The sequence below is a fragment of the Pseudoduganella sp. GW821-FHT11H04 genome (assembly GCF_058807935.1).
The window spans coordinates 21,781-45,190 of record NZ_JBXARE010000003.1 but is presented as its reverse complement, the minus strand read 5'-3'; the positions used below and the strand labels follow the sequence as shown (position 1 = coordinate 45,190).

At 57.1% G+C, this 23,410-nt stretch carries 17 protein-coding genes; 6 read left to right on the top strand and 11 right to left on the bottom strand.

Annotation, left to right across the window (positions count from 1 at the left end):
• The first annotated feature begins 179 nt into the window (after positions 1–179).
• Positions 180–1,856: a type VI secretion system baseplate subunit TssF gene (gene tssF / locus AC1RTP_RS07140; RefSeq protein WP_498605883.1), complete on the top strand. Its 1,677-nt coding sequence runs from the start codon at positions 180–182 to the stop codon at positions 1,854–1,856.
• Position 1,857: 1 nt separating this feature from the next.
• Here tssF and AC1RTP_RS07135 read toward each other — a convergent pair whose 3' ends face one another.
• From AC1RTP_RS07135 to AC1RTP_RS07120, 4 genes are read right to left on the bottom strand one after another with little or no spacing between them, the layout of a single operon-like run.
• Positions 1,858–3,024, bottom strand: coding sequence for a Wadjet anti-phage system protein JetD domain-containing protein (locus AC1RTP_RS07135; RefSeq protein ID WP_498605882.1), 1,167 nt, complete (start codon positions 3,022–3,024; stop codon positions 1,858–1,860).
• On the bottom strand, positions 3,008–6,355 hold the full coding sequence (locus tag AC1RTP_RS07130; RefSeq protein WP_498605881.1) for an ATP-binding protein: 3,348 nt from the start codon (positions 6,353–6,355) through the stop codon (positions 3,008–3,010). The genes AC1RTP_RS07135 and AC1RTP_RS07130 overlap by 17 nt, the downstream gene beginning before the upstream one ends.
• Positions 6,352–7,035, bottom strand: coding sequence for a DUF4194 domain-containing protein (locus AC1RTP_RS07125; protein WP_498605880.1), 684 nt, complete (start codon positions 7,033–7,035; stop codon positions 6,352–6,354). The genes AC1RTP_RS07130 and AC1RTP_RS07125 overlap by 4 nt, the downstream gene beginning before the upstream one ends.
• Complete coding sequence (locus AC1RTP_RS07120; RefSeq protein WP_498605879.1) at positions 7,001–8,482, bottom strand: DUF3375 domain-containing protein; 1,482 nt, start codon at positions 8,480–8,482, stop codon at positions 7,001–7,003. The genes AC1RTP_RS07125 and AC1RTP_RS07120 overlap by 35 nt, the downstream gene beginning before the upstream one ends.
• 288 nt (positions 8,483–8,770) lie before the next feature.
• On the opposite strand from AC1RTP_RS07120, the gene AC1RTP_RS07115 reads away from it, so the two are divergent.
• The 4 genes from AC1RTP_RS07115 to AC1RTP_RS07100 all read left to right on the top strand — a co-directional run bounded on the left by AC1RTP_RS07115 (position 8,771) and on the right by AC1RTP_RS07100 (position 14,514).
• Positions 8,771–11,494, top strand: a complete 2,724-nt coding sequence (locus AC1RTP_RS07115; protein ID WP_498605878.1) for a type VI secretion system Vgr family protein — start codon at positions 8,771–8,773, stop codon at positions 11,492–11,494.
• A 14-nt stretch (positions 11,495–11,508) separates the two neighbouring features.
• Positions 11,509–13,161, top strand: a complete 1,653-nt coding sequence (locus AC1RTP_RS07110; RefSeq protein WP_498605877.1) for an esterase/lipase family protein — start codon at positions 11,509–11,511, stop codon at positions 13,159–13,161.
• A 94-nt stretch (positions 13,162–13,255) separates the two neighbouring features.
• On the top strand, positions 13,256–14,251 hold the full coding sequence (locus AC1RTP_RS07105; RefSeq protein WP_498605876.1) for a T6SS immunity protein Tli4 family protein: 996 nt from the start codon (positions 13,256–13,258) through the stop codon (positions 14,249–14,251).
• On the top strand, positions 14,248–14,514 hold the full coding sequence (locus AC1RTP_RS07100; protein ID WP_498605875.1) for a PAAR domain-containing protein: 267 nt from the start codon (positions 14,248–14,250) through the stop codon (positions 14,512–14,514). The genes AC1RTP_RS07105 and AC1RTP_RS07100 overlap by 4 nt, the downstream gene beginning before the upstream one ends.
• Before the next feature lie 14 nt (positions 14,515–14,528).
• Here AC1RTP_RS07100 and AC1RTP_RS07095 read toward each other — a convergent pair whose 3' ends face one another.
• The 3 genes from AC1RTP_RS07095 to AC1RTP_RS07085 form a co-directional block, all read right to left on the bottom strand.
• Complete coding sequence (locus AC1RTP_RS07095) at positions 14,529–16,184, bottom strand: energy transducer TonB family protein (RefSeq protein ID WP_498605874.1); 1,656 nt, start codon at positions 16,182–16,184, stop codon at positions 14,529–14,531.
• 83 nt (positions 16,185–16,267) lie between these two features.
• On the bottom strand, positions 16,268–16,705 hold the full coding sequence (locus tag AC1RTP_RS07090; protein ID WP_498605873.1) for a hypothetical protein: 438 nt from the start codon (positions 16,703–16,705) through the stop codon (positions 16,268–16,270).
• A complete protein-coding gene (locus AC1RTP_RS07085; RefSeq protein ID WP_498605872.1) occupies positions 16,706–17,668 on the bottom strand; it encodes an aspartyl protease family protein in 963 nt (320 codons plus the stop codon). It lies immediately after the preceding gene.
• 293 nt (positions 17,669–17,961) lie between these two features.
• Here AC1RTP_RS07085 and AC1RTP_RS07080 point away from each other — a divergent pair, with 293 nt between their 5' ends.
• Positions 17,962–18,447 (top strand): hypothetical protein, encoded by a 486-nt coding sequence (locus tag AC1RTP_RS07080; protein ID WP_498605871.1) that lies wholly within the window; start codon positions 17,962–17,964, stop codon positions 18,445–18,447.
• Positions 18,448–18,640: 193 nt separating this feature from the next.
• Here AC1RTP_RS07080 and AC1RTP_RS07075 read toward each other — a convergent pair whose 3' ends face one another.
• The 4 genes from AC1RTP_RS07075 to gyrB all read right to left on the bottom strand — a co-directional run bounded on the left by AC1RTP_RS07075 (position 18,641) and on the right by gyrB (position 23,309).
• On the bottom strand, positions 18,641–18,913 hold the full coding sequence (locus AC1RTP_RS07075; RefSeq protein ID WP_498605870.1) for a type II toxin-antitoxin system Phd/YefM family antitoxin: 273 nt from the start codon (positions 18,911–18,913) through the stop codon (positions 18,641–18,643).
• 381 nt (positions 18,914–19,294) lie between these two features.
• A complete protein-coding gene (locus AC1RTP_RS07070) occupies positions 19,295–19,519 on the bottom strand; it encodes a hypothetical protein (RefSeq protein WP_498605869.1) in 225 nt (74 codons plus the stop codon).
• A gap of 153 nt (positions 19,520–19,672) precedes the next feature.
• Positions 19,673–20,047 (bottom strand): hypothetical protein, encoded by a 375-nt coding sequence (locus tag AC1RTP_RS07065; RefSeq protein WP_498605868.1) that lies wholly within the window; start codon positions 20,045–20,047, stop codon positions 19,673–19,675.
• A gap of 766 nt (positions 20,048–20,813) precedes the next feature.
• Positions 20,814–23,309, bottom strand: coding sequence for a DNA topoisomerase (ATP-hydrolyzing) subunit B (gene gyrB / locus AC1RTP_RS07060; protein ID WP_498605867.1), 2,496 nt, complete (start codon positions 23,307–23,309; stop codon positions 20,814–20,816).
• Positions 23,310–23,410: the final 101 nt, after the last annotated feature.

Genomic DNA, 23,410 nt, shown 5'->3' with positions numbered 1-23,410 from the left:
ATTGATGCGGCGCAGCAAAATCTTTGACCTAAGTCAAAATTGCCAAAACGAATGTCCACCTTGGGGTCAGGAACCAAGGTGGACATTTTCGTCGCTCGCCAAAGCTTTGCTTCTTCTCAAAGGTTGGCAAGCTCTTGAATGCCACCATTGGCTGATCAAGATCCCCACAAGGACTGATCATGGAAAAGCTACTGCACCACTACGAGCAAGAGCTGGTCCGCCTTCGCGAAGCTACGCGTCGGTATGCTGAAAAGCACCCCATCACCGCAAACGCATTGGAACTCGGTGCCGACGCCAGTACAGACCCGGAAGTCGAGCGCCTGCTGCAATCCGTCGCCCTGCTCAACGCAGCCACGCAGAAGATGATCGAAGATGGCCGCGCGGAGTTCCACAAGGCCCTGCTGCAAACCCTGCAGCCGCATTACCTGCGTATAGTTCCGGCATGCGGCATCATTCAGGTCGACATATCGTCAGCCCGCCCGAACGAAATCAGCTCGGTCAGCCACCTGCCACGCGGATCAACGCTGCACAACGGCGCAAACAAATTCACCACCGCCTTCAACACCACCATCGCGCCAATCGTCATCACCGAAGTCAGATTCCAACCCACGATCGACCTGCCGGCTGCGCTAAGCATCCCCAGTAATGCGACCTCCGCACTCATCATCGAGCTGCAATGCACCGCCAACAACGCATCCTTCAAGCAGCCTCTGATCGACAAGCTGAGAATCCACATCGCCGGCGAGCCCTCCCTACGCGCCGCGCTGCTCGACGCCATCCTCCTGCATGGCCGCTGCATATGCATCGAGGCAGATGGCACGTGGCAGACCCTTGCCAAGCCTCCTTTCACCGCCGCCGGCTTTGACGCCAACGAAACACTCCTGCCAGGCCAACCCGGCCCGCAAAGCCCACGAATACTGACCGAATACTTTCACCTGCCTCCAAAGTTCGATTTCGTAGACCTGAATATGGAAGCCCTCGCACCATCCTGCCCGCCAGGATGCAAACGTATCGTGCTGCACATCGTTCTCCCCAGCTACAACGCGCGCCTCCGCCATGCCAATGCCGAGAACCTGCGCCTTGGCTGCACCCCGGTGATCAACCTATTCCACCTTCCTGCAGCACCAATCCGCCTGGATGGCCGCAACGAGTCATACCCGATAACACCAAAGCAGGCAGGCTGCGAAATCTACAGCGTCGAGAAAGTCGCGGTGGTGAAGGCAAGCGGCGACCACGTCCTGCCACCCTTCCACGGCACTGAGCACAGCATGCCCGGCCCCTATTGGCAGCTGGACGAACAGGAAGGCTTTGCCATCAAGTTCGTCGATCGTGACCAGTTCTCGGTCAAGCTAGAAAGCGGAACAATCGCCGCGCAGCCGGCGTGCACTAACAGCGACCCATTGCACCGATCCACCAAGCTGACAACAGAAACGAACGCCGTAGGCTTCCCCATCCAATTCCTGAACGACATTACTTCACCTGCCTTCTCCCCCGATTACGCCCAGCTCGCAGAAAGCCTCTGCACAGAAGATGCGACGTTCCCCGCCCTAAGCAAACAACTGCAGCTCCACGGCTGCAAATTCACCGAAAGCCTGAAAGGCCTGGTCGCCAAGCCATCCACCGCCTGGCTGGAGCACCCCATGGGCCGCATCCACATGCACGGAACAGAATTCACCATCGTGGTGAATGAACCAGCCATGCAAGAGCACAGCATCTACATCCTGGCCGAGATCCTGACAATAGTCCTCGCCGACAAACTGCGCGAAAACCGCTTTGCTCGGCTTCGCATTGCGAACGAAAACGGAACCATCCTATACGTGACCAGTCTGCGAGCCGGTACGCGCCCTCTGGCTTGAATCAGCGATCGAAATGCTTTAGGAGAGCATGCATCGCCACCGTCCACGAAATTCGCTCCTGCTCAAGGCGTATGCAATGCCCCCACCGATGCTGTTTGAGGCTTTGGTATATTGCGAGTTCGGACGGCTGCAAGAGAGACAAGTCTTCTGCATTGGACTGGTTCGCCTCAGAAGCCCACAGCGATGAAAATTGCAGCAAAGTTTCTTCATCCATCAGGAGCGACTGAAGCTGTGGAAGATGGCTACGCGCGCGGTGAAGGATGGCGTAACCGTGCGTGTCAATGTCACCCCAATAAAGGCCGTTGCAGCCCCTGACCCAGGGGATATGCGACAGCACTTCGACGTGATATCCCAACGCGATGAAGGCCACAGTGCCGGGCAAGTCCGGCAAGGCCAGCCCTGTCTGAAGGTTTTCTACGACCAATACAGTTGACGGGGCCAGGTTCATGCCGGCTAGTTGTGAAATCGGCGAACAAATGTCGTGAAGGCCACGTATTTCAGCCCTCAATGCGGGATCGAGCACCCGCATATGAACCAGCTTTGGCAACTGACGCAGGCCGCACATGTCGTAAAAGTCTCTGTCAGGTTCGGGCAGCCCGAAAATGCCTGCAAGAAGCCTTGCCAACAGCCCTTTGCGCGACTCGATCCATTTAGTATCGAGGCCCGGAACTGGCAACTGGCGGAGATAGAGGCCGGAGGATGGATTGGCGTACAACCATTCGAGAACCGCTAGGATGCGCGTGAAATCGGCGTCTTCCATGTCCGCCAAAATGTTGAACTGACGCGCGGCGGCTGATGTCACGCTCGGCCAGCGCTGGCACAATGCCTGGTGCCGCTGCTCTGCGAGCTGCCAGCGGCCCAATTCGCCGATCCAGGCGCAAACTGCGTGAGGACCATCCAGGCGCAGGCTTTCTGGCAAGCGTTGCGTACCGAGCACGCGCCAGCGGCGCTCAACCCATTGCAGCTTACCTTCACCACACCATTCACGCCAGGAGGAAGCCCAGCCCCTTACAGCGTCAGTATGCTTCAATGCTTCAGCTTCGCTTGGCGGACCAAGTGAAATTACCAGTGGCCATTGCTGCAACGAATCGTCGTCGGCCAGCCAATCGCGATGCTTGCCGGCGAAGCGCTTCTTCAGCAGCGACTCAACATCAACCGGCAGCTTCAAGCGCAGCCTCCGCGCGCACTTCGGCGGCCAATTTCAGCCGCCGTTGTGCTTCGTCGTATTCGATCAAGAGTACGCCTGATTCGCGACGGTCGCGAATGGCGACGAAACAAGCACCGCCAATGAACGGCTCCAGCGTCATCACGGACTTCAACGGCGTGGCGACTATCATCTGGAAGCCAAAGTTGGCAAAGATATTCATGGCTAGCGCAGTGAACTCGTTGTCGGCCTTATCGAAGGCTTCATCCAGCACCACGGGTGCGTAAACCGGAACCCCGCTTTCGCTGCCGCCTAGCTGGTAGCGCAATGCCGCGGCCAGGACGGTGGTAGCCAGTTTCTGGCGCTGGCCGCCGGATTTGCCGGCGCCGCTTTCCAGCACGTCATGTTCCACGCCTTGCTCGTCGTATTCACGGCCGATGAACTCGACATGCAGGCGCACGTCCAGCACTGATTCCCGCCAGCGCCGCAAATCGGCGTCCTGACTTGACAGCCGCTCGACAAGACGGCGCAATTCCACGAAGCGCGCTTCCGCAGCTTGCGGATCGTCATGCCAGGCATGGCTCAAGGCGTCGAGGATGTCCTGCTTGAATTGGCGCACCTCCGGCAGTTGCCGGTCTTTGGGCTGGATCTGCAGGAAGGTCGTGCATTCCTCGTTGCGATTGAACGGCACCTGACGCAGACTTTCGTTCACCAGCTCCATACGCGCCAGGATGGCTTTGCGCGCATCGTTCAAATAGGTGGACAGAGCAGCAAGGTTTTGGTGGCTCTGGTTGCGCAACAGGTCGAAGAATCGCTGTTCATGGGCCGGCAGGCCGTCCGTTTCGAGGCGCGCCAGTTTGGTGAAGAAGTCGCCGGCAGCAGGCATTGTTGCATCGAGGCCTTCGGCGTCGGCACGCCATGTGCTGATGAAGGTGGAGAACTGCGCCTCGATGAACTTGACGCAGTCGCCAATTGCTTCGCTCAGGGCCAGTATGTCGTCTGAGATTGCCTTGCGCACAGTGCGGTCGGCGCTATCGACGTCCTTGAGCGCCGGTGGCTGCGCCAGCCCCTGATAGCGCTGGTCCAGGCCGGATTGCTGGTGCGGCGTCAAGGGCACTATGGACGGATCTTGCTGTGCCGCAGACAGCTGGTTTTCGTTTGCCTCGATTTCCCGCTCGCGCGCCCGCAGCGAGACCTTTTCATTCTCCATGTCGTCCGCAGCCTGCTTCACCAGTGTGCGCTGCTGGCGCAAGCGCTCGTCGATCGCCTGCAGGTTGGCATTGCCCTCGCGGATCGAAGCTAGCAGCCGGTCGATGGCGGCGATGCGCTGGACCAGCGGTTCCGCTTCGATTTCCTGCCATTGCAAGTTGACCAGAGTGTGGCATTGCAGCATCCGCACGCCAGCCTGGTAACGCTGTTTGCCTAGCGTCTCCAACTGTGCTTCCAATCCTTCCTGCTGCTGGCGCAATTGCTGTTCCTGTTGCTCGTACAGGGCTAGCTTGTCGCGGTTGTCGAAGCCTAGCACCCAGTGGCGCCGGTCGTTGACGCTGCTGCGGTCATCCTTTTCATGCCGAGAGCGGTTATGTTTGACCTGACCCTCACGCGTCAGGGCGCGCTCCGGCGCGACGCGGAAGGCCTTCATCGACTCCACGCACTCGTAGTCAAAGCGCTGGCGCAGGTCGGCCTGCAACCATTCCGCGAAGCGGCCGCCCTTTACATTGAGCTTGGCCACCAGCGAGGCGGCGCGCAGCGGACGCGCCTGCGGCTGTTCGGCGCGGCCAGTGCGGAAATAGACCAGCTTCTGGCCCAGGCTGGCGTCATTGACATGGTTGGACAGGGCCGCGTATTGCTCTTCATCGACCAGGATGGAGAGCGCAAATCCGTGCAGCACACGTTCGATGGCGCCACGCCACTCCTCGTCTTCCGGCTTAACGTCCAGCAGCTCGCCGGCAAAGGGCAGCGCATCCGGCCCGACCCCGATGGCGATGGCCAACTGGCGCCGCATCTCCAGCATGTGGGCCGGGATATTGCTTGGCTGGCGGCGCAGCGAATGCAGCTCCCACAGGACCTCGTCGCGCTGGCGCTTGACGTCGTCGCGCGCGCGGCCCAGCTCCAGCAGGCGGTCTTCCCCGGCGGCTTGCTGCTGCCAGTCTTCCAGCTCCTGGCGGGCTTGCCCGACCAAGGCCGCAAAGCCTTCCGGCGAGCCGGCAAAGCTCCAGTCCAGGGCATTGCAAGCGTCCACTGCCTGCTTACGCCTGGCCATGCGGCTCACGCGCTGTTCATTCACCAGTCCGCGTTCGAGTTCCAGCTGTTCGATCCTGTCGCCGCCTGCTGCGCTACGCTGTTGCTCCAGGTCGCGCAGGGTCATTTCGCGATTGTCCAGCGTGCCACGTAATTGCTGCACGCGGCCGGACAGGCCGTCGGTCTCGATGCGCAGCGCTGCGATATGCGCCGTCAACAGGCGGATCCGCAATTGCTCACGGTAGCTATGCAGCCCCACCTCAAGCTCGCGCAGGCCATTGCGTTCCATCTGCAACTGCTCCATCTGCTGGTGCCGCGTTCGCGCCGGCGCCAGTGTCTGCACCTGCCTGCGCGCCGTCACGACGGACTGGTGTGCCTCATTCAATTCACCAAATTCATTGACCAGGCGGTCCGCCACGTCAAACGTCTCCGGCTTCTCCAGCATGAAATCGCGCAGGAAGGCGTTCAGGTCGCCGACGTTCTTGGCCGATTGCGTTTTGTGCAGCAGGCGCAGCGCCATTTCATTATCGATGCCGAGCACGCGGCAGAAACGCTCGCAATACGGGGCAAAGTCGTCCTTGATGTAGGCTTCCGGGTAAGCCAGCTTCAGCTTGCGCACATCGAAGTTGGTACTTGCGAAATCCTGCAATTCGCGTAGGTCGAACGGACGCTCCATTATCAGGAAAATGCGCTTGACATCTGTATTGGCGTTGCTGTTACCCCTCAGCCAGAACAGCTGGAGCAGGACTACATCCTGCCCGTTGCTGTTGTGGTAATGCAGCGCGATGGCAGACCAGGTGGTGGTGCCCCCTCGCAGGTAGCGCGTTGTGGTGACGCCGGACGTGCTGTCGCTTTGCGCCGACCACGCGCCGCGAATATAGCTGGCCAGGTTGCGGTCGCGTCCCTTACGGTCGGCCTCGCGCGCTGCTGCATTGAAGTCGGCCCAGCGCGGCGGTACCAGCAGGGCGGAGAAAGCGTCCAGCAAGGTGGATTTACCTGCGCCGGAAGGGCCGACGATCAGGAAGCCCCGCTCGCTGATTGGCACCTCGTGCAGGCCGCTGAAGGTGCCCCAGTTGAATACCTGCAGGCGCGCCATGCGGAACTGGTGGCTCATTCCTCGTCCTCGCCATCATCCAGCGGCTGACGCGCCAGCGTAGGCGCCTCGCCGGCGGCCATTGCGTCGTACAGGGCCGTCAGTGCAACGATCTCTTCGGCGGTGAACAGCAGCTTCAGTGTCGGGGAAATCTCAAAACGGTCATCGCTGGCGCGGATCTTCTGCAGGATATTGTGCTTTTTGATCTTTTCGATCGAGGCGGAAATACGCTTGGTAAATCCGGCGCGGTCGGTGCTTGCGGCACGTTCGTACAGCACCATGTTTTCCACGATCTCGTCGCGCGAGACAACGGCGCGCTCACCATGCGCCTCGGCCTGGGTCAGGCGCTGGCGTAGGAACAGCAGCAGGACGGAATCGATGAAGGTCAGCTGGGCGCGGCGCAAGAGGATCGGCACCTCCAGATCGCCGGCGTCCACCTGGCGCGTAAAGGCGACCTGCATGTCGCGGTCGATCACCAGCTCCAGGAACAGGTCGTGCAGGCGGCGCTGCACGACGGCCTCGTCGCGCAGCAGCACGGGCCACAGCTTGGCATGGCGGCGCCCTTCCAGCGACGGTCCGGACAGCAATTGCACCAGCACGCGCCGGGTTTCCAGCGGCAGTTCCCCCGTGTCGTTGAGGAAAAGTGCGCTTGGCTGAGGCTCCGCCTCAGCTTGCGGCGCCGCCTGCTCTGGCAAGTCCATCCTGTTGATCCTTGAAGAAGTAAATAGCCGGTATTGTAGCCCTGCGCTGCACGTTGTCGCCGCCCAACCAGGAAACGGTCTCGCTGGCCTGCGCTACCATGCCGTAGCGGCTACCCAGCGACAGCAGGCCGATGACGCTGCCCAGCCCCTGTGCGGCAGGGAATTCCGCCAGCACGTCGGCGATCGATGCCTGGCTGCGCGTCGCTAGCACCGATTGCACATTCGCCGCTAGCGTACGGAAGTCGATTTCCGACTGGGCCACCAGTTCGCCGATGGTGACCAGGTCGATCGGCGCGGCGGCGCCGTCGGCCATCCTGTCCGGCAACGCCTGCAAAGCGGGATCGTGCAGCAGCCATTGCGACAATGAAGAAAGCTTGCTGCTGGTGAGCTCAAGGGTGTAATTGAGAGTGTCTGTCGCCTTGACTTCCTCCTTCAGCGCCAGGGCGGAACGCTGCGCCGCACGCAGAAGTTGGGTCAGGCGGCGCTGCTCCATGAACTCCCGGCTTTGCACAAAGTGCTTCAGGCTACGGGCGAAGGATTGCAGCACCTCATGCACGATACCGCCCTGCTCCAGCAGCGTACGGGTCAGGCGCAGCAGGAATTTTCGCTCGGCCGGCTCCAGCGCCGCCACGAAGTCGCGCGACATCAGCTGGTCTAGCGCATCTTCCAGTGTGGTTGACTGCACCGGATCGGTCAACAGGCGCCAGAAAGCGGCAAAGGTGCGTCCCGCCTCGCTTTCGCCGATCAGGTCGATGCCGGCGAACAGGGAGTCCAATACCTCGCCGCGGCTGCCGTCGTTATCCATGATGCGCTCACGCAGCTCTCGGTTCAGTTGTTCAAACTGGTCGCGCACGCGGCGGAAGTCGCCGGCCAGGTTGTCAGCCAGCGCGATGATTTCGCGCGTGCGTTCCAGAGCGGCCACCTCCGGCAGAATCTGGACCTTGCCATTTTCGATTGCGGCAATCTCGCGCTCAATGCGTTCCTGCTCTGTCCGCAACCGTGCGATGCGGCGGGCTTTGTCGGCATCCGTGTCGTCGGACAGTTTGGACAAAGCGTCGATCACCAGGCCAAGACGGCTTTCGGTTGCCGCACTATGCGGCTTAGCCAGGCTGGATACGAAGCGGATCGCCTCGACCGTGGATGTAGCGAGTTCGTATTCCTCCTCTTTCGAACCGGGTGGGAAGCGGCGCTCAAGGTAACCATCCGCCAGCCAGGAGGCGGCATATTGCTGTGCCGTTTGCGGCCAGTCTTCGCCGAGGTTCCGCAGGCGCTCCAGCTCGCGCTCAAGACGCTCGTGCAGGATAGAAGCGGGGAGGCTGCGCTCGCCTTCGTACAGATGCGCCTGCAACAGAGCCAGGATTGTAGGTCCATTGGCAGCCGCCAGCAGGCGCCACAATGGTTGCTGGCGCATTTTTCGATAGGCGGCGAGGGACTTGTCCGGTTTCATGGCGATTCTTCAGAACAATCGCCATTCATTTGATACAGATCCATTGATAGCGAGATGTTGGTTGTCTCTTTGCAGGCAATTTTGAAGGGGCTCTGGATGGCTTCACGATGAACTCAAGCGCATCGAAATTAAGAGTGAGTGGTGGGCATTATAGCGCCACCAAACACTATCGATGCCAGACCCATGTTGCCAGAAGCATCACCCGCTCCCTTTGCCAAAAATCAATGTCGATAAAATTTACGCATGCCACCATAGGTCCCTACGTCAATCAGACGAATGGAGCCCGCCGTGGACAACGCCCTGCTCAGCTTCTTCCAGCAAGATAAGGACCTGATCACTGACAACCGTCCCTTGCGACTTCGCCTGGCCCACCCAACGCAAATGCTGGAAGACGTGCTGCTGCCGCAGCGTGTGCAAGGCAGCGAATCGATCTGCGGCAGCATTGAATACCGCATCCTCTGCGTTTCCCTGGATGCCTTCATCTCGCTGAAAGAACTGATCGCGTTACCCGTGGCAGTCGACATCGTGACCGACCGCGGCGACTTGCGCAGCGTATGCGGCATCGTCACCGAAGCCCATGCAGGCGACAGCGACGGCGGCTTGGCCAGCTACCAGTTGGTGATGCGCGACGCGCTCTCCATCATGGAAAAGCGAAACAACACCCGCGTGTTCCGCAATAAGAACGAAGTGGAGATCGTGCAGGTGATCCTGGATGAATGGATGCAGACCAATCCCATCATCGGCACCTGCTTCCGCTACGAAATGGATGAATCCTTCAACAGCACGAGCTACCCGCAGCGAGAGTTCACCATGCAGTACAACGAATCGGATGCAACCTTTATCCGACGTTTGCTTAAGCGCAGAGGCATCGCCTGGTACTTCCGCGCCGATCAATCAAATTGGCCATCGCACACGATGGTCTTGTTCAACAACTCCGACACCCTGCCACCAAACGCCGCCGGCATCGTGCGCTACCACCGCGACGCCGCCACTGAAGAACGTGACAGCATCACCTCCTGGTGCGCCGTTCGCACCCTGCAGCCAGGTCGCGTCTCGCGCTTCAGCTGGAACTACAAGAATCCCACCGATACTGAATTCATGACCACTACGGTCACGGGCCAGTCGGACCAGGGATCAAACGGCAACGAAATGTCCGCCACGCTGGACGACTACCTGATCCTCTCGCCCCATGCAGGCGATGACCACGACGATCTTTGCCAACTGGGCCAGTTGGCTATGAATCGCCACGACCTTGAATCCAAGTGCTTCCACGGCGAAGGCAGCGTGCGTGACTTCTGCGTAGGCGAATACTTCGAGCTCGAAGGTCACCCAGAAATCGACGCGCATCCTAACAGTGAGCGCCAGTTTGTTATCACGTCGCTGCAGATGGCGGTCACAAACAATCTTTCAAAAGACCTAACCGCCCGCGTCGAGCGCCTGTTCTCCCGAAGTCGATGGATGCAAACGCCGGAAAGCGAAGACGCTGCTACGAAGCTTAAAGTGGCCTTCTCCACCGTCCGACGCGGCGTCGCCATTATTCCAGCATACGACTCGCGCATTGACCTGCCTAACGTCCCAATGCAAAGTGCCATGGTTGTCGGGCCAGAGGGAGAAGAAGTCCACTGCGATGAACTTGGTCGCGTAAAGATCCGGTTTAGATGTACTCGAGAGGAAGACCATGTTCACGCAAACGGAATAGGTGCGTCAGACGCTGACAACGATTCCGCATGGGTGCGAGTTGTGAGCAATTGGGCGGGAAGTGGGCCTGTCGGGTCGGGGCAGTTTGGAAGTTTACATCTTCCCCGCAAGGGAACTGAGGTGTTGGTGGCTTCTTTGGATGGTAATCCGGATCGTCCTGTAATCGTCGGGCAAGTCTATAACGAGCGGTCCCAACCTCCGGTCTTCAGCGATGGCGGAGGATTGACTGGAAATCGTTGGTTTTCCGGCATAAGGAGTCGAGAAGTGAACGGCGTTCGGTCAAATCGGCTTCGGTTTGACGATGCGCCTGGCGAGATAAGCGTTCAATTAGCATCAGAACACGCAGCGTCGCAGTTGAATCTGGGTTTCTTAACGGAGGAGCGAACATCTGGCGAAGCCAAATCGCGCGGCGATGGGGCGGAATTGCGAAGCGCAGAAAGTGCAGTGATCAGGGGACGAAAAGGTGTGCTGGTCACGACTGGCTTGGACGGCGATCACAGACTCCTGGATCGCCAAGAAATGACAGGGCTCCTGGATGCTCTAAGTAGTATCGATGAACTCTTAACGTCACTGGCGAAAACTCACAATTTGGATACTGACGATGATCAGAGATTACGTGAGCTTATTGAAGACATTAAGCAATGGGACACCAGTTCATCTAAGGCGAAGAGTTTGATCGCAATAAACGGCGATGACGGAATAGCATTAAGCAGCGCCAAATCAATTGCAATTGGCGCCCAACACGGGGCCAATTATATGAGTGGCGGCGATACCAAGGTTACGTCCGGCGCATCGGTTTTCGTGAGAGCGGTGGGCGAATTGAGTTTTCTCGCTCATAAGCTTGGCCTGAAGCTCATTGCTGCAAATGGAAACATAATCATTCAGAGCCATAACGGTGATATCGAGCTGACCTCGCCTGGGAAAGTGAAGATTTCGGCCGGGAAGGAAATTGAGATTTTAGCTCCCAAGGTCAAGATTGGTGCTGACGGAGCCCAAGCGACTTTTGGATCTGGTTCTATCGTCGAGCAATCGAAGGGGGACCACATAATTAAGTCGTCAAAGTTTGTGCACACGACCGGTGGAGGTGGCACTGCCGACAAGCTAAAGCTGCCATCGACAAAGGTAAAAACTGACGAGCGCGTGATCATCTATCAGGCGCAAAATGGCCTTCCAGTTGTAGGTCGAAAGTACAGGCTCGATCTTCCGGATGGCCGGTCCATCACCGGCATTACCGATGATTGTGGCCGAACGGAGTTGGCCACTGGCGACGTGATAGGCGAGATCCAGATAAGCATTTATCCCAATGAGCTCTAGGAGCCGCATTGATCATGGCGACAAATCCACCTACTGAACCAACGCGGCGAATTCCGTCACGCACTGAGAAAAATGGCACGGTCCGCGCAACAACCTACTTAACCCCGGTTTCATGCACAACACGCGCAAGGGTAGCGGTTCCGCCGACCAAGGTGATCCCAGTGATTGTTGTGCCGGGAATTATGGGGAGCAATTTGCGCGCCAAATTAGGTGGGAAGCCAAGAAATGAAGGGCTTAGACCTGGTGAAAGTGCTTGGCGTCCCCCCAATGGGATCAGTGCGGGTTTGAGCGAAGCAAAGAAGTGGAAAGCTCGAGACGGAGCGGCAAGGCAACAGATCCTCAATGGCCCCGCATTAGAAGTAGATAGCTCCGGCGACATTCTAATCAAGCCCGATGCCGATGGGCGCGCCATTACCGTTGACATGGCACGGGAACGGGGATGGGGAGAAGTACATTCGGACAGCTACGGAGAATTGCTTTCAACATTACATATCTATCTGAACGCTACTTTTCGCGCCGTTTATGACCGCTGTGACATTGAGGGACATTGGATTCATATCAATTTATTTGACCGGGCAAAATGGGGAGCTACTCGCACTGGCGTCGCCGCTCCGCTAACGGACGGAGAACTCACCAAGCTTGCCGAATACCACTACCCCGTCTACGCATGTGGCTACAACTGGCTGGAATCCAATGAGCTATCAGCGAAGCGCCTCGAAGAGCGAATTTGCAATGCAATCGAATTTTGGGCCAAGTCTGGAAGCAGTTGTGACCAAGTCATTCTCGTTACCCATTCGATGGGTGGTTTGGTCGCTCGCGCATGCGCCAAGCGAATTCCTTCGAAGATTAAGGGGATAGTTCATGGTGTACTCCCAGCATTGGGTGCCCCGGCATGCTATAGACGGATTGCGTGTGGGACGGAGGATTCGAGCCCAAGTAACGGACCTATCGATAACAAGAAATCAGAGGTGCTTTCGGAAATAGCCGGAGCCACTCCCGCCGAGACGACTCCTGTAATGGCGGTAGCAGCTGGCCCATTGGAATTATTGCCAAACCATCTTTTCCCCAAACCCTGGCTTTTTGCATCTGTGAGAAACATGTCAAATGCATGGACGAACTTGGTGCAACTGCCAGTTGGAAGCCCATACGACCTGTATCGCGATGTCAGTTCTTGGTATCGGCTATTTGACGTTGCGCTTGCAGATCCAATGAATAAATATGGAGGCGCAGTGGAGCAGCGTGTTGCGGCGACAGTTCGCATCGCGGAGAAATTTCATACCGAGCTACTCGGCGATTACTACCACCCCAACACTTTCGCTTTCTACGGTGATGACCCTGCATTTCTGTCATTTGGTAGCTGCAGGTGGACACCCACGACGAGCGGTTCGAATTTAACCGCCACGGATTTTCGGGATGCTCGATTCCTGAATCGAGGTTTCAATGGTTCCCGTACAGTTGGACTCTCAGATGGGCGAACGACAACGTTGAAGATTGAAGTACAAGATGTGGCGGGGGACGGAACGGTGCCGGCATCGTCCGGTGCAGGACCCCAGGGAAAAGTGAAGCAGTTGTTTCGGGTGCGTGGTTTTGATCATCAAGGAAGTTACAACACCGAAGCGATGTTGAAATTGACGCTGCATCTTGTCGTTCGAATAGTAAATGCGTGAGGGTGTCATGAATATTTGTTTCTCGTTCTGCAGAACATTCGTGATGCTGCTGGCGATTCTTCTAGTTGCTGGATGGACGAATGGAAAGAGGGCCATGGAAATCGATATCGACAATATCCCAATGAGGACTGTATGTATCGGCCGATTCTTGGTGGACATACCATCAACCGCTGTGATTTCATTTGGTGGCGGGAGAATCGGTGGATGGGAGGTTTCATCCCCAATCGACGAGTCTAAAGACAATTTTTTCAAGCGACTCGAAAATCGAGAGCGCGAACTGCGAATTCAAAAAAACGGTCTAGGTCAGTCAAGTCTGGAAACCGTAAAGGTGATAGAGACGGAGTACGTTCTTGGCAAGGCCTTCATGTTCGGAAGGATGCGTGACCACTATATTCAGGATGGGCAACGTGTAAACTTCGAATCAGTATCGTTCGAGTCGATGATTCATTTGCAGGGGAAGAGTCTTGAGCTATTGGCAGAATTTCGATCAGAGGAGAAATTGTCGGCACAAGTACAAGTGGCGAAACAGTTTGAATCCTGGTCCGTCGATCGCCTGCCATTGAAGCCAGGCTTCTGCATTGGCAACGCATTCGTTTCCGAACCACTATCGGTAGAAGAAAACGAATTTGTCATGATGTATGTTGGCATGAAGGAGCATCCGGATCTCGCCATCGCAATTAGCACTTGGGCAAATATTCAACTGGAAGCCCCATTGCTAGAGAGAGAAATGAACAACTCAGTTAAACAGCAGTATGCGGGTCGCTTCAAGGACCTGGGAAGCGGATCCCGAACGATTAATGGCATAAAAGGAGGTCAAATCGCTGACGAGGTTGTGGAGTTCAACGGTACCACTGCTTTTAGCTTTCAGTGGGAGTCTGCAATGGAGAAAAAGACTGTCAAGAGGCCGCGAATATTGTTGGAGATGGATACTGGAAAAGGCCGGCCTGGCAATCCCGTCAGTTCAACATTATCAAAGGCCGAGGCGATAGCGCTTTGGAATAAGATTTCCTCGTCACTTCGAGATCGTTATGGGGACGATGAACCAAGGGTGAACTCTGTTTCGCAGCCTAACGCAAAGGCCGCAAAATGAAAAACGTTATCCGAGTCGGTGATCCAACGTCACATGGCGGAAAAGTCGTCGAAACCAGCGCCCAACACGTGCTAGTCAGTGGAAAGCCTGTGGTCCTAGTAGGTGACCGCTGCATGTGTCCGATGACGGGACATCAAAACTGCGTCATCGTCAGCGGCAATAACAGACACGCAGTCAATGGCAAAGCTGTGGCATACCACGGTGACAAGACAAGCTGTGGCGCTACCTTGATTTCAACGGTCACGACGTTCTCCTCGAACTAGTCGAGCAGCGCGTCTTATTGCAGGCGGATCGCCGTATCGAAAATCCAGGTGCGGCGAATTTCGATCACGTCGTACTGGCGCGCCAATGCAGGCGGGAACGCGCCATACGGTGCATAAGTGGTGACGACCTTCCTGATCGCTTCGTCGATCGCCGGTACGCCGCTGGAGACGACGAAAGTCACCTTCTCGACAGAGCCGTCAGCACGAATTGCCACCGTCACCATCGGCGGCACGTGGCGCTGTTTCACCACGTCGTGCACCATGTCGAACGCCATGTTCAATTCGAACTTCTTGCTCATGGCCTCCGCGTATTGAACCAAGTCGATATTCGGATCAGCGCGGCCGAAAAGCCAGCCGCGACGGAGCCCACTTGCTGAAGGCAGCAAAGACTTGGATGGATTCTTTGCTGCCGCCTCGCGCTGCGCAGCTTCTTCATTGAGCTGCCGGCCAATCGCCTTCAGGCGCTCTTCGCGTTCAGCTTCCTGCTTTGCTTTTTCCAACTGCGCTTGCTCGCGCTTGGCTTGTTCCAGACGTGCGGCCTCTTGCTTAGCCGCTTCGTGCCGCGCTGCCTCCTGCCGGACTGCATCCTGGCGCGCAGCCTCCAATTGTTGCGCCTGTCGCGCCGCTTCAAGCTGCGCTTGCTTTGCCTGTTCCTGACGCAGGGCTTCCTTACGCGCGGCTTCTACCCGGGCGATTTCCGCGCGTTCCCGCGCCTGTTTAGCCGCATCCTGGCGCGCCTTCTCTTCCAGCCGTGCCTGCTCGCGGGGAAGCTCTTCCTGACGGCCTTGCGCCACGCGTTCAGCCTCCTGGCGCGCGGCATCGTTCCTGGCTTGCTCTGCACGGGCAGCATCCTGGCGGAGTTGTTCCTGGCGTGCTGCTTCGATTTGCGCTTGTTTTACTTGTTCCTGACGAACCGTTTCCTTGCGCGCGACTTCGATGCGCTCCTGCTCCTGCCGTGCTGCCTCTTGCCGCTGCTGTTCCAGTCGTGCGGCCTGGCGCTGTGCGTCCGCCATCAGCTCCGCCTGGCGAAGTCTTTCTGCGGCCTGCTTTTCCTGTTCGAGCTTGGCTTCTTCCGCACGTTCGCGCGCATCTTTTTCGATTTGCTTTTGTGCGATATCACTGGCGTTGTCGGGGACAGGCGCTTCGCGCTCCTGGATGGGGATGCTGCGTTCCATGGAGTTGGCGGGCGCATTCACCGGCGCCGCAACCGGCGTGATCGGCGGCGTCACGTCGGCGCGCTTTTCTGCTTTAGTTTCCGGAGATGGAACTGGCGCCGGCGCAGGAGCAGGTGGCGGCGGCGGAATCAAAACTGCAGGCGCCTGGCTATTGCCAATTGCTGGCGGGGGCGAAGTCATGGATGCCACCGGGCTGGCAGCAGCAGGCCTTTCCACTGGAGCAAGCACCGGATTGGCATTCACAGTCTGCGCGGTGCTAGGCAAGGGCGGCGCTGTCGATGCGGCGCTGGGGGCCGGTCGCCGCTCCAGCAATACCTGCAAATCACTGGCGCCCAGGCGCCTGTCCAGCCATGGGAATTTAAGGGCTGGAATCCCGAACGTCTGTCCCCCCAGCGTAATGCTCAACAGCAGCGCGTGGATGATGGCCGAGATCACCAATGCGGTGCTCAATCGCCATTGATCGCGCTGGAAGCTGCCAGATCGACTGATAGTCATTGTTGAGGACATCAACACAGACTATCACAAAGGCATGCGCCTATTAATCGAATGTCAACTGGGAGGGGGAATAAGCAACACTACTATTTGTTAGCTTCCAGCCGCTTCTTAATGCCGCGCGCCCGGAAGAATACCGACAGCGAAACATACCCGCCGATGATGGCAGGATTCAGGATTACCGCCCCAACCAAAACCTGCCACGCTCCGCTTTCGCTCAATTCGGCTTTATTGAGCTTTGCCTGCACAAAAAAGGCACTCAATGACATGAAGGCATAGCTGAAAATGAGAGCGCCGAGACTCGCCAGCCATATCTGTGTTGACGACCAAAAATCACCGAGGATGACTATCCAGAAGGCCGCGAGAACCAGCAGATAGACCAGCACACCCCATCCAAGGCGTTTAAGGTGACCATCCAAGCCCAATTCCGCCCAGGTAGGCACCCGTTTGAAGGACGGCCTATTCGCGCCCGACGCACGTGCCGCAGCCAAGACCTGCCCCAGGTTTGCTGGTTGTTGTTCCATTTATCGCACCGCCCTTGGTTCCAACGTCATGAACTCCACACCCTGCTTTTTAGCCGACGCCATATTGAACTGCGAGAGCGACCCTTGCCCCAGCAGAGGAACACACGTCGGGCAGACGACGGCGGTCACTTTGCGCTGTTCAAAAGGCCCCACCTTGAGCGAATCCAGCACAACCACACGTGCGACGACACGGCGATTATCTGCGGTTCGCAAGGCGATTTGAGGCTGGATAACCTTGTAACTCGCCTTGGAGCTGGCGAGCATCTCGTCGCTGAGCGTTGTCTTTGCGGCACCGGTATCCACCACGAATGCCACGGCCCTGGCGTCACCAATCTTCACCGGAGCGTAGAAATGGTCGCCAGTCTTGGACAGGCGCAGGCTCTTCTGAGTGCTATCCAAAGCCTGGCCCTGCCTTTCAATGGTCGACTCGATGGCAATGCGCTGGCCGGCAAAATACTGCCCATGGCCTTTCGCCTCCAGCGTGGCGTCGAACGAAGTGAGAAGTGCCAGCGCTTCATACTCCCGCTTCTTCATCACCAGCATCTTGGCCAAGTCACCGCGAATATTGACCAGGCTTGGCATGATTTCCAGCGTTTTATAGGACCAGTCGATCGCCTCGTCGATGCGACCCACCTTCTCTAGGCTTTGCGCATAGGCGGCGAACAGATCGTAAGTGCCCTGGCCCATGTCGATGGCCTTTTCCGCCTGCACAATGGCCAACTCTGGCTTGTCGTCCCAGTTGTAGATAACGGCCAGGCTCGCGATGGCATGGGCATCGGTAGGGCGCATCTTGATGTACTGAACCCAGTTCGTCTCGGCGCATGCAAGCTGGCGCACCTGCTGGCACCTGATCGCGCCGTCTCTGTAGGCGGAAGGAGGGTAGGTCGTTGCAGCCATTGCAGTCATTGCGGGAATGGCAGAAAGCAGCAAGGCCGCCAGCACGGTGCGGGCTGTGTAGAGCATGAATGATGGACCAGATGAAGTGAAGCCGCAGATTATACATAGCAGAAAATCAATATGCCCATTTTCCGGTCAGACCTACCTTAGGTCTTCATGAAACGGCTGCCGTCCAATTCAGTCTATTCGCAGCCGTTTCGGCATATTTCTACCTAAGGGACGGAGACCAAAATCTAAGAGGAACTACGAATCGCAACGCGAAGTCGAATCCGATCCAACATTTCGACGCCAAAATCTAGTGGGAACCATTTTTCAGTTCCGCGATCCAATGATTAGACCATTTTCGAAAGGACTACATCATGGGCTACGAAGCGAAACAAGCGATCTACCTGCCGTTGACTGATTTTTTTAACTTGGAGTTCTACCTGATGGATGCGCGTCCAGGCGTCAAGCCAGAGGCCTTTGTCGCGGAACTTGTGAAGCGTTGGCTGGCCGTGGAAATGGAACGGCAGTCATTGCGCGAGCGAGGTTATCCAATGCGGGGCTTCCAATGGAAAAATGTTTTCCTTCCTGAAGGGACGGCTTTACGAACCAGCTATTGCAGCGTCATCGAATTTGCGAAGGTGGTGGGCGATAAGGTGGTCGCCGAGGACGGCACAAAAGTAACGCCGTCACAATTCGCAAACCGACATGCCAAGGGACGCAATGCCTGGCGTTTCGTCTGGTTGCGCTTTCCTGGAAACGACTACTGGGAACGAGCGAGCACATGCAGATTGCGACATCACGATTCTCTGTCTAGCCAGTCTAAAAGTAAGATCGAGTTGCCGAACAGAGTCCATTACTGAAATGCTGAAAGTCCAATCGGGCTAAAGATTTCTTTGAGGGGGCGCATTCGGTCTACAGATCTGGAGGTCCCCTGAATTTCTATTCCTCGTTAGACCAAACCATTGCGATTCGGAGCGAAATAGATCGAGTCTCGAAAAGACATCCAGTACGCTATGCCGACGTTACACGCATCACCTGCGCGCGCCACCGCGCTCACAGTTCACCGTTCATATCGAACTCTACGAAGACATCTTCGGCATCGCGAAAATTCCCTCTATCCGCTTCTTTCTTGCCCAGAGCAAGGAGCCTTAGCATTGTCAGGGTATTTAGCTGTTCCTCATAAATCTGTATGTCCGTGACCACAAGCTTAGCTTCACCGTTTTGTGTGATGAGCATAGGTTCTCGCGTTTCGGAAAGTACTTTGACGACTTCCACTGCATTACTCTTCAAGAAGTCGATTGGTTTTACTTGAGTGAATCTTTTCATAGCAGACCACCTGATTTGCGGACGGATCGGGTGATTGATCAATCTTCAAACCAATGCTTTCGCATTTGACTAAGGAACTCTGTCGTCACTGGAAATCCAGAGCTAGCGCCAATTACCGAGTCGATCCCACACTTTGGGCACAATGCTGTCGTTCCGGTATCCAGTTCCAGCTCAGGCGGCGTTCCGCCCGGCCAATCAACCCAGTCTCGGATTTCGCTTGGACTGAAGCTAGCAAGACAATGGAAGCAGCCGCAACGGCTACTGCCCATTATTTCAGTGCGATGCCTCGAGCTATGTTTGTGCGCAGTGAGAATTTCGTTCATTGCAAGGCTTAATGGATAACTTAAGAAGGGGAAGATGCCGCGCGGCCAAGACCAACGCTTAGAGTTTCCGCCATCCAGCGTCGATTCGCTCAATGACTTTGCCTGAAGCGAAGAACCCTCCGTCCCACAACTCGAATACTACGCCTGTCTTTACCACGTCCACGAAGAGTTCGGGGGCGATCACGACGCATCGTACTACTGCCAAATCGTCTTCTCTGAATTCAGCAGCGGCATCAATCCACATTCCGACTGTATTGAGGCCTTTCACCCCTTCCATCTTCATCGGTACACGCCTATGCAAATTTCCGTCGAACACGAACTTTCGCTGCCGGTCTGTACCGTGTTCTCGAAAATGGAAGGTCAACTCGGCGACAAATTGAGGAACAGGTAGCATGTGTGTGATCAGTGACTAGGATTGAGTGAATTTCCCAAGGCGTTATACGTCATAGCTGAAAGTGGTGACTTGCAGGCTCGGCTCGACCCACAGGCGGAATCCATATGGCGCAGGCCGGGTATTGTCATATCGACCCGAGAAGAGATTCGCTGCTGCGAATTCAATGAATTTTCCGTCTTTAGCATTGACCATCCTCGCGCCGGGGCTGCTTAAGAGATTCAAAATGACTACGGGTTCGCTCACGCCTTCACATCGCATAGTGAGTTCGATGTCGCCGGCAAGCGGCCAAATCATCAAAGTCACGATCAACGGGTGCCGATCAACTTGATATTTGTAGGAGATTCCGTCCTCCTCTTCGACGGGAACGACACCTAACGCGTCGAGAAAATCTAGAGGCTCCCAAGAAAACTCTGGCATACAAAATCCGTTGAAATAATTGGGGATATGTGCGATCGGGCCAAATCTACATTATGCAAATGCCTCTGTAAAAGTGAAGCCTGGCCGCCACGAGCGCAATCTGAGGGATGCGACCAGCTGCAGCATCCCACTAGTTGCAAGACTTCCTTACACATGTCAAATCAATCTAAGGCTTCGCTGTTTTGCATTTCCCTTGGCTTGCATCGTATGGAGTGCAAGCAGGAGCTGGCGTTGGCCGAGGTATCGATGGAAGCTCAGGATATATTGGAACTGGCGGGAGAGCCCACTGCATAGGTCTGCTGGGAAGCAGCCAACCATACTTCCCGTTATCACAACTTCCTGGTTCGTTCGCGCTCGTTGCCCAACATTGAATGCCTTGAGGCGTAGATTGGCACGGCTTTGCGGCGATCACTTCCTTAATCCACGCTGGCTTGTAGCAAGTACGTTTTTTGACAGCACGCGCTTTCGCAAGTGCTGTAGCCGCTTGCATGGCTTCCTCTTGTGTTGCTCGAGTCGCGGGATGCCATTTACCGGCGTGGGCTGGAACGAAAGTGACTAATGAACAAATTGCAATTGCGAGAATAGATTTTTTCATTGGTTCTCCAGTTCTAATTTTCGAAAGATGGCGCTGAAATGAGTACGGGCCGCGCATCATCAACTATGCCACCTGCCTATCAAAAACAAAAGGGGCCCATACAGCGTATGGCCCCCTTTGCTGAGACACTCGAAATGGAAGCCCTTGGAATTCATGGGCTCTGACATTAAGTTAAACGTCGATATTGCCGGCGCGCAGCGCGTTGGTCTCAATGAAGTTTCGGCGTGGCTCCACATCATCCCCCATCAGCGTGGTGAAGATCTGGTCGGCGGCAATCGCGTCTTCGATCTGCACCTTCAGCAGGCGGCGGACGGTTGGGTCCATGGTGGTTTCCCACAGCTGCTCTGGATTCATCTCGCCCAGACCTTTGTAGCGCTGCTTGCTGACAGTGCGTTCGGCTTCGTCGCGCAGCCACTGCATGGCGTGGTGGAAGTCGACCACGGCGCTTTCCTTGGTGCGCTCGCCTTCGCCGCGGCGGATCACGGCGCCTTCGCCAATCAGGCCGGTGAAGGTGGCGGCGGCGTCGGCCAGCACTTTGTAGTCGGCGCCTTGCACGAAGTCGGCGTCGATCGCGGAGACCTTCACGTTACCGTGGTGCAGGCGTTCGATGCGCAGGGTGTGCTTGTCGGACAGTTCGTCGGTGGTCACGCTGACTTTGACGGCGCTGTCGTTGATGTTGCCTTCCAGCGCCTTGGCCGATGCCTGGGCGGCGTCGATGGTCGTCAGGTCGAGCGTTACGCCGGTCATGATGGCGGTCAGCGCGGCGCGGTCGATCACGCGGGTCAGGCGGGTCATGATGGCGTTGGCCATGTTGTAGGTGCGTGCCAGTTCGCCCAGCGCTTCGCCCTGGATGATGTCGGCTCCGTCGCGCGGGGTCAGGGCGGCGGTGTTCAGCGCTACGTTCATCATGTAGCCGGCTTCTTCCAGGTCGTCCTTCAGGTAGCGCTCGTCGCGGCCGGCCTTTACCTTGTACAGCGGCGGCTGCGCAATGTAGATGTGGCCGCGCTCGACCAGCTGCGGCATCTGGCGGTAAAACAGCGTGAGCAGCAGGGTGCGGATGTGGGCGCCGTCGACGTCCGCGTCGGTCATGATGATGATGCGGTGGTAGCGCAGCTTTTCGATATTGAATTCGTCGGCGCCGATGCTGGTGCCCAGGGTGGCGATCAGGGTGGTGATCTGCTCGGAAGACAGCATTTTTTCGAAGCGTGCCTTCTCCACGTTCAGTACCTTGCCTCGCAGCGGCAGGATGGCCTGGAACTTACGGTCGCGGCCCTGCTTGGCGGAGCCGCCTGCGGAGTCACCCTCGACGATGTACAGTTCGGACAGGGCAGGGTCTTTTTCCTGGCAGTCGGCCAGCTTGGCGGACAGGCCCAGGCCGTCCATGATGCCTTTGCGGCGGGTCAGGTCGCGGGCCTTGCGCGCTGCTTCACGGGCGCGTGCTGCTTCCACGATCTTGCCGCAGATGATCTTGGCGTCGTTCGGCTTTTCCATCAGGAAGTCGGTCAGCGTCTTGGCGACGATTTCTTCGACCGGGCCGCGCACTTCGGACGAGACCAGCTTGTCCTTGGTCTGGCTGGAGAACTTTGGTTCCGGCACTTTCACGGACAGCACGCAGGTCAGGCCTTCGCGCATGTCGTCGCCGCTGATTTCAACCTTTGCCTTCTTGGCGAAGTCGTTCTCGTCGATGTACTTGTTGATCACGCGGGTCATTGCCGCGCGCAGGCCGGTCAGGTGGGTGCCGCCGTCGCGCTGCGGAATGTTGTTGGTGAAGCAGAGTACTTGTTCGTTGAAGGCGTCGTTCCATTGCATCGACACGTCCACCGTGATGGTGGTGTTCTGGTCGGACTGGCGTTCGCCGGTGGCCTGGAACACGGTCGGGTGCAGTACGGTCTTGGCTTTGTTGATGTATTCAACGAAGCCGCGGGTGCCGCCTTCGAATGCGAAGATTTCTTCCTTGCCGTTGCGCTGGTCGGTCAGCTTGATGTTGACGCCGTTGTTCAGGAAGGACAGCTCGCGGATACGCTTGGCCAGGATCTCGTAGTGGAATTCTACGTGGGTGAAGATCTCTTCGTCAGCCCAGAAGTGCACGTCGGTGCCGCGCTTGTCGGTTTCGCCGATCACTTTGATCGGGGAGACGGCCACGCCGTCGATCATTTCGATCTCGCGGTTTTGGGCTGCGCCGCGGACGAATTCCATTTGGTGGACTTTGCCGTCGCGGCGGATTGTCACGCGCAGGAGCTTGGACAGTGCGTTCACGCAGCTGACGCCCACGCCGTGCAGGCCGCCGGAGACTTTATAGGCGTTCTGGTCGAACTTGCCGCCGGCGTGCAGTTCGGTCAGCACGATTTCGGCTGCGGAGCGTTTTGGCTCGTGCTTGTCGTCCATCTTCAGGCCGACGGGAATGCCGCGGCCGTTGTCGGTGATCGAGATCGAGTTGTCGCTGTGGATGGTGACGTGGATCTCGGAGCAGTGGCCGGCCAGGGCTTCGTCAATCGAGTTGTCCAGCACCTCGAATACCAGGTGGTGCAGGCCGGTGCCGTCGGACGTGTCGCCGATGTACATGCCGGGACGCTTGCGGACTGCTTCCAGGCCTTCAAGGATCTGGATCGAGGCGGCGCCGTATTCTTCTGCTTTGGCCTTGGGTTGTTCGTTGTGGCTTTCGGACATGGACTGCTTTCTCTTTTGACGTGTTTCTTTACTCTTTTAAACCGGTAAACCAGTGTCTGACCCGCAGGGTCTGACACTTGATACGCGGCGGCCGCTGGCCT

Excerpts from the sequence above, each read along its gene's own strand:
- tssF (WP_498605883.1), top strand. The coding sequence starts at position 180 with ATGGAAAAGCTACTGCACCACTACGAGCAAGAGCTGGTCCGCCTTCGC.
- AC1RTP_RS07130 (WP_498605881.1), bottom strand. The coding sequence starts at position 6,355 with ATGAGCCACCAGTTCCGCATGGCGCGCCTGCAGGTATTCAACTGGGGC.
- AC1RTP_RS07125 (WP_498605880.1), bottom strand. The coding sequence starts at position 7,035 with ATGGACTTGCCAGAGCAGGCGGCGCCGCAAGCTGAGGCGGAGCCTCAG.
- AC1RTP_RS07120 (WP_498605879.1), bottom strand. The coding sequence starts at position 8,482 with ATGAAACCGGACAAGTCCCTCGCCGCCTATCGAAAAATGCGCCAGCAA.
- AC1RTP_RS07110 (WP_498605877.1), top strand. The coding sequence starts at position 11,509 with ATGGCGACAAATCCACCTACTGAACCAACGCGGCGAATTCCGTCACGC.
- AC1RTP_RS07105 (WP_498605876.1), top strand. The coding sequence starts at position 13,256 with ATGGAAATCGATATCGACAATATCCCAATGAGGACTGTATGTATCGGC.
- AC1RTP_RS07100 (WP_498605875.1), top strand. The coding sequence starts at position 14,248 with ATGAAAAACGTTATCCGAGTCGGTGATCCAACGTCACATGGCGGAAAA.
- AC1RTP_RS07095 (WP_498605874.1), bottom strand. The coding sequence starts at position 16,184 with ATGACTATCAGTCGATCTGGCAGCTTCCAGCGCGATCAATGGCGATTG.
- AC1RTP_RS07090 (WP_498605873.1), bottom strand. The coding sequence starts at position 16,705 with ATGGAACAACAACCAGCAAACCTGGGGCAGGTCTTGGCTGCGGCACGT.
- AC1RTP_RS07085 (WP_498605872.1), bottom strand. The coding sequence starts at position 17,668 with ATGCTCTACACAGCCCGCACCGTGCTGGCGGCCTTGCTGCTTTCTGCC.
- AC1RTP_RS07080 (WP_498605871.1), top strand. The coding sequence starts at position 17,962 with ATGGGCTACGAAGCGAAACAAGCGATCTACCTGCCGTTGACTGATTTT.
- AC1RTP_RS07075 (WP_498605870.1), bottom strand. The coding sequence starts at position 18,913 with ATGAAAAGATTCACTCAAGTAAAACCAATCGACTTCTTGAAGAGTAAT.
- AC1RTP_RS07070 (WP_498605869.1), bottom strand. The coding sequence starts at position 19,519 with ATGAAGATGGAAGGGGTGAAAGGCCTCAATACAGTCGGAATGTGGATT.
- AC1RTP_RS07065 (WP_498605868.1), bottom strand. The coding sequence starts at position 20,047 with ATGCCAGAGTTTTCTTGGGAGCCTCTAGATTTTCTCGACGCGTTAGGT.
- gyrB (WP_498605867.1), bottom strand. The coding sequence starts at position 23,309 with ATGTCCGAAAGCCACAACGAACAACCCAAGGCCAAAGCAGAAGAATAC.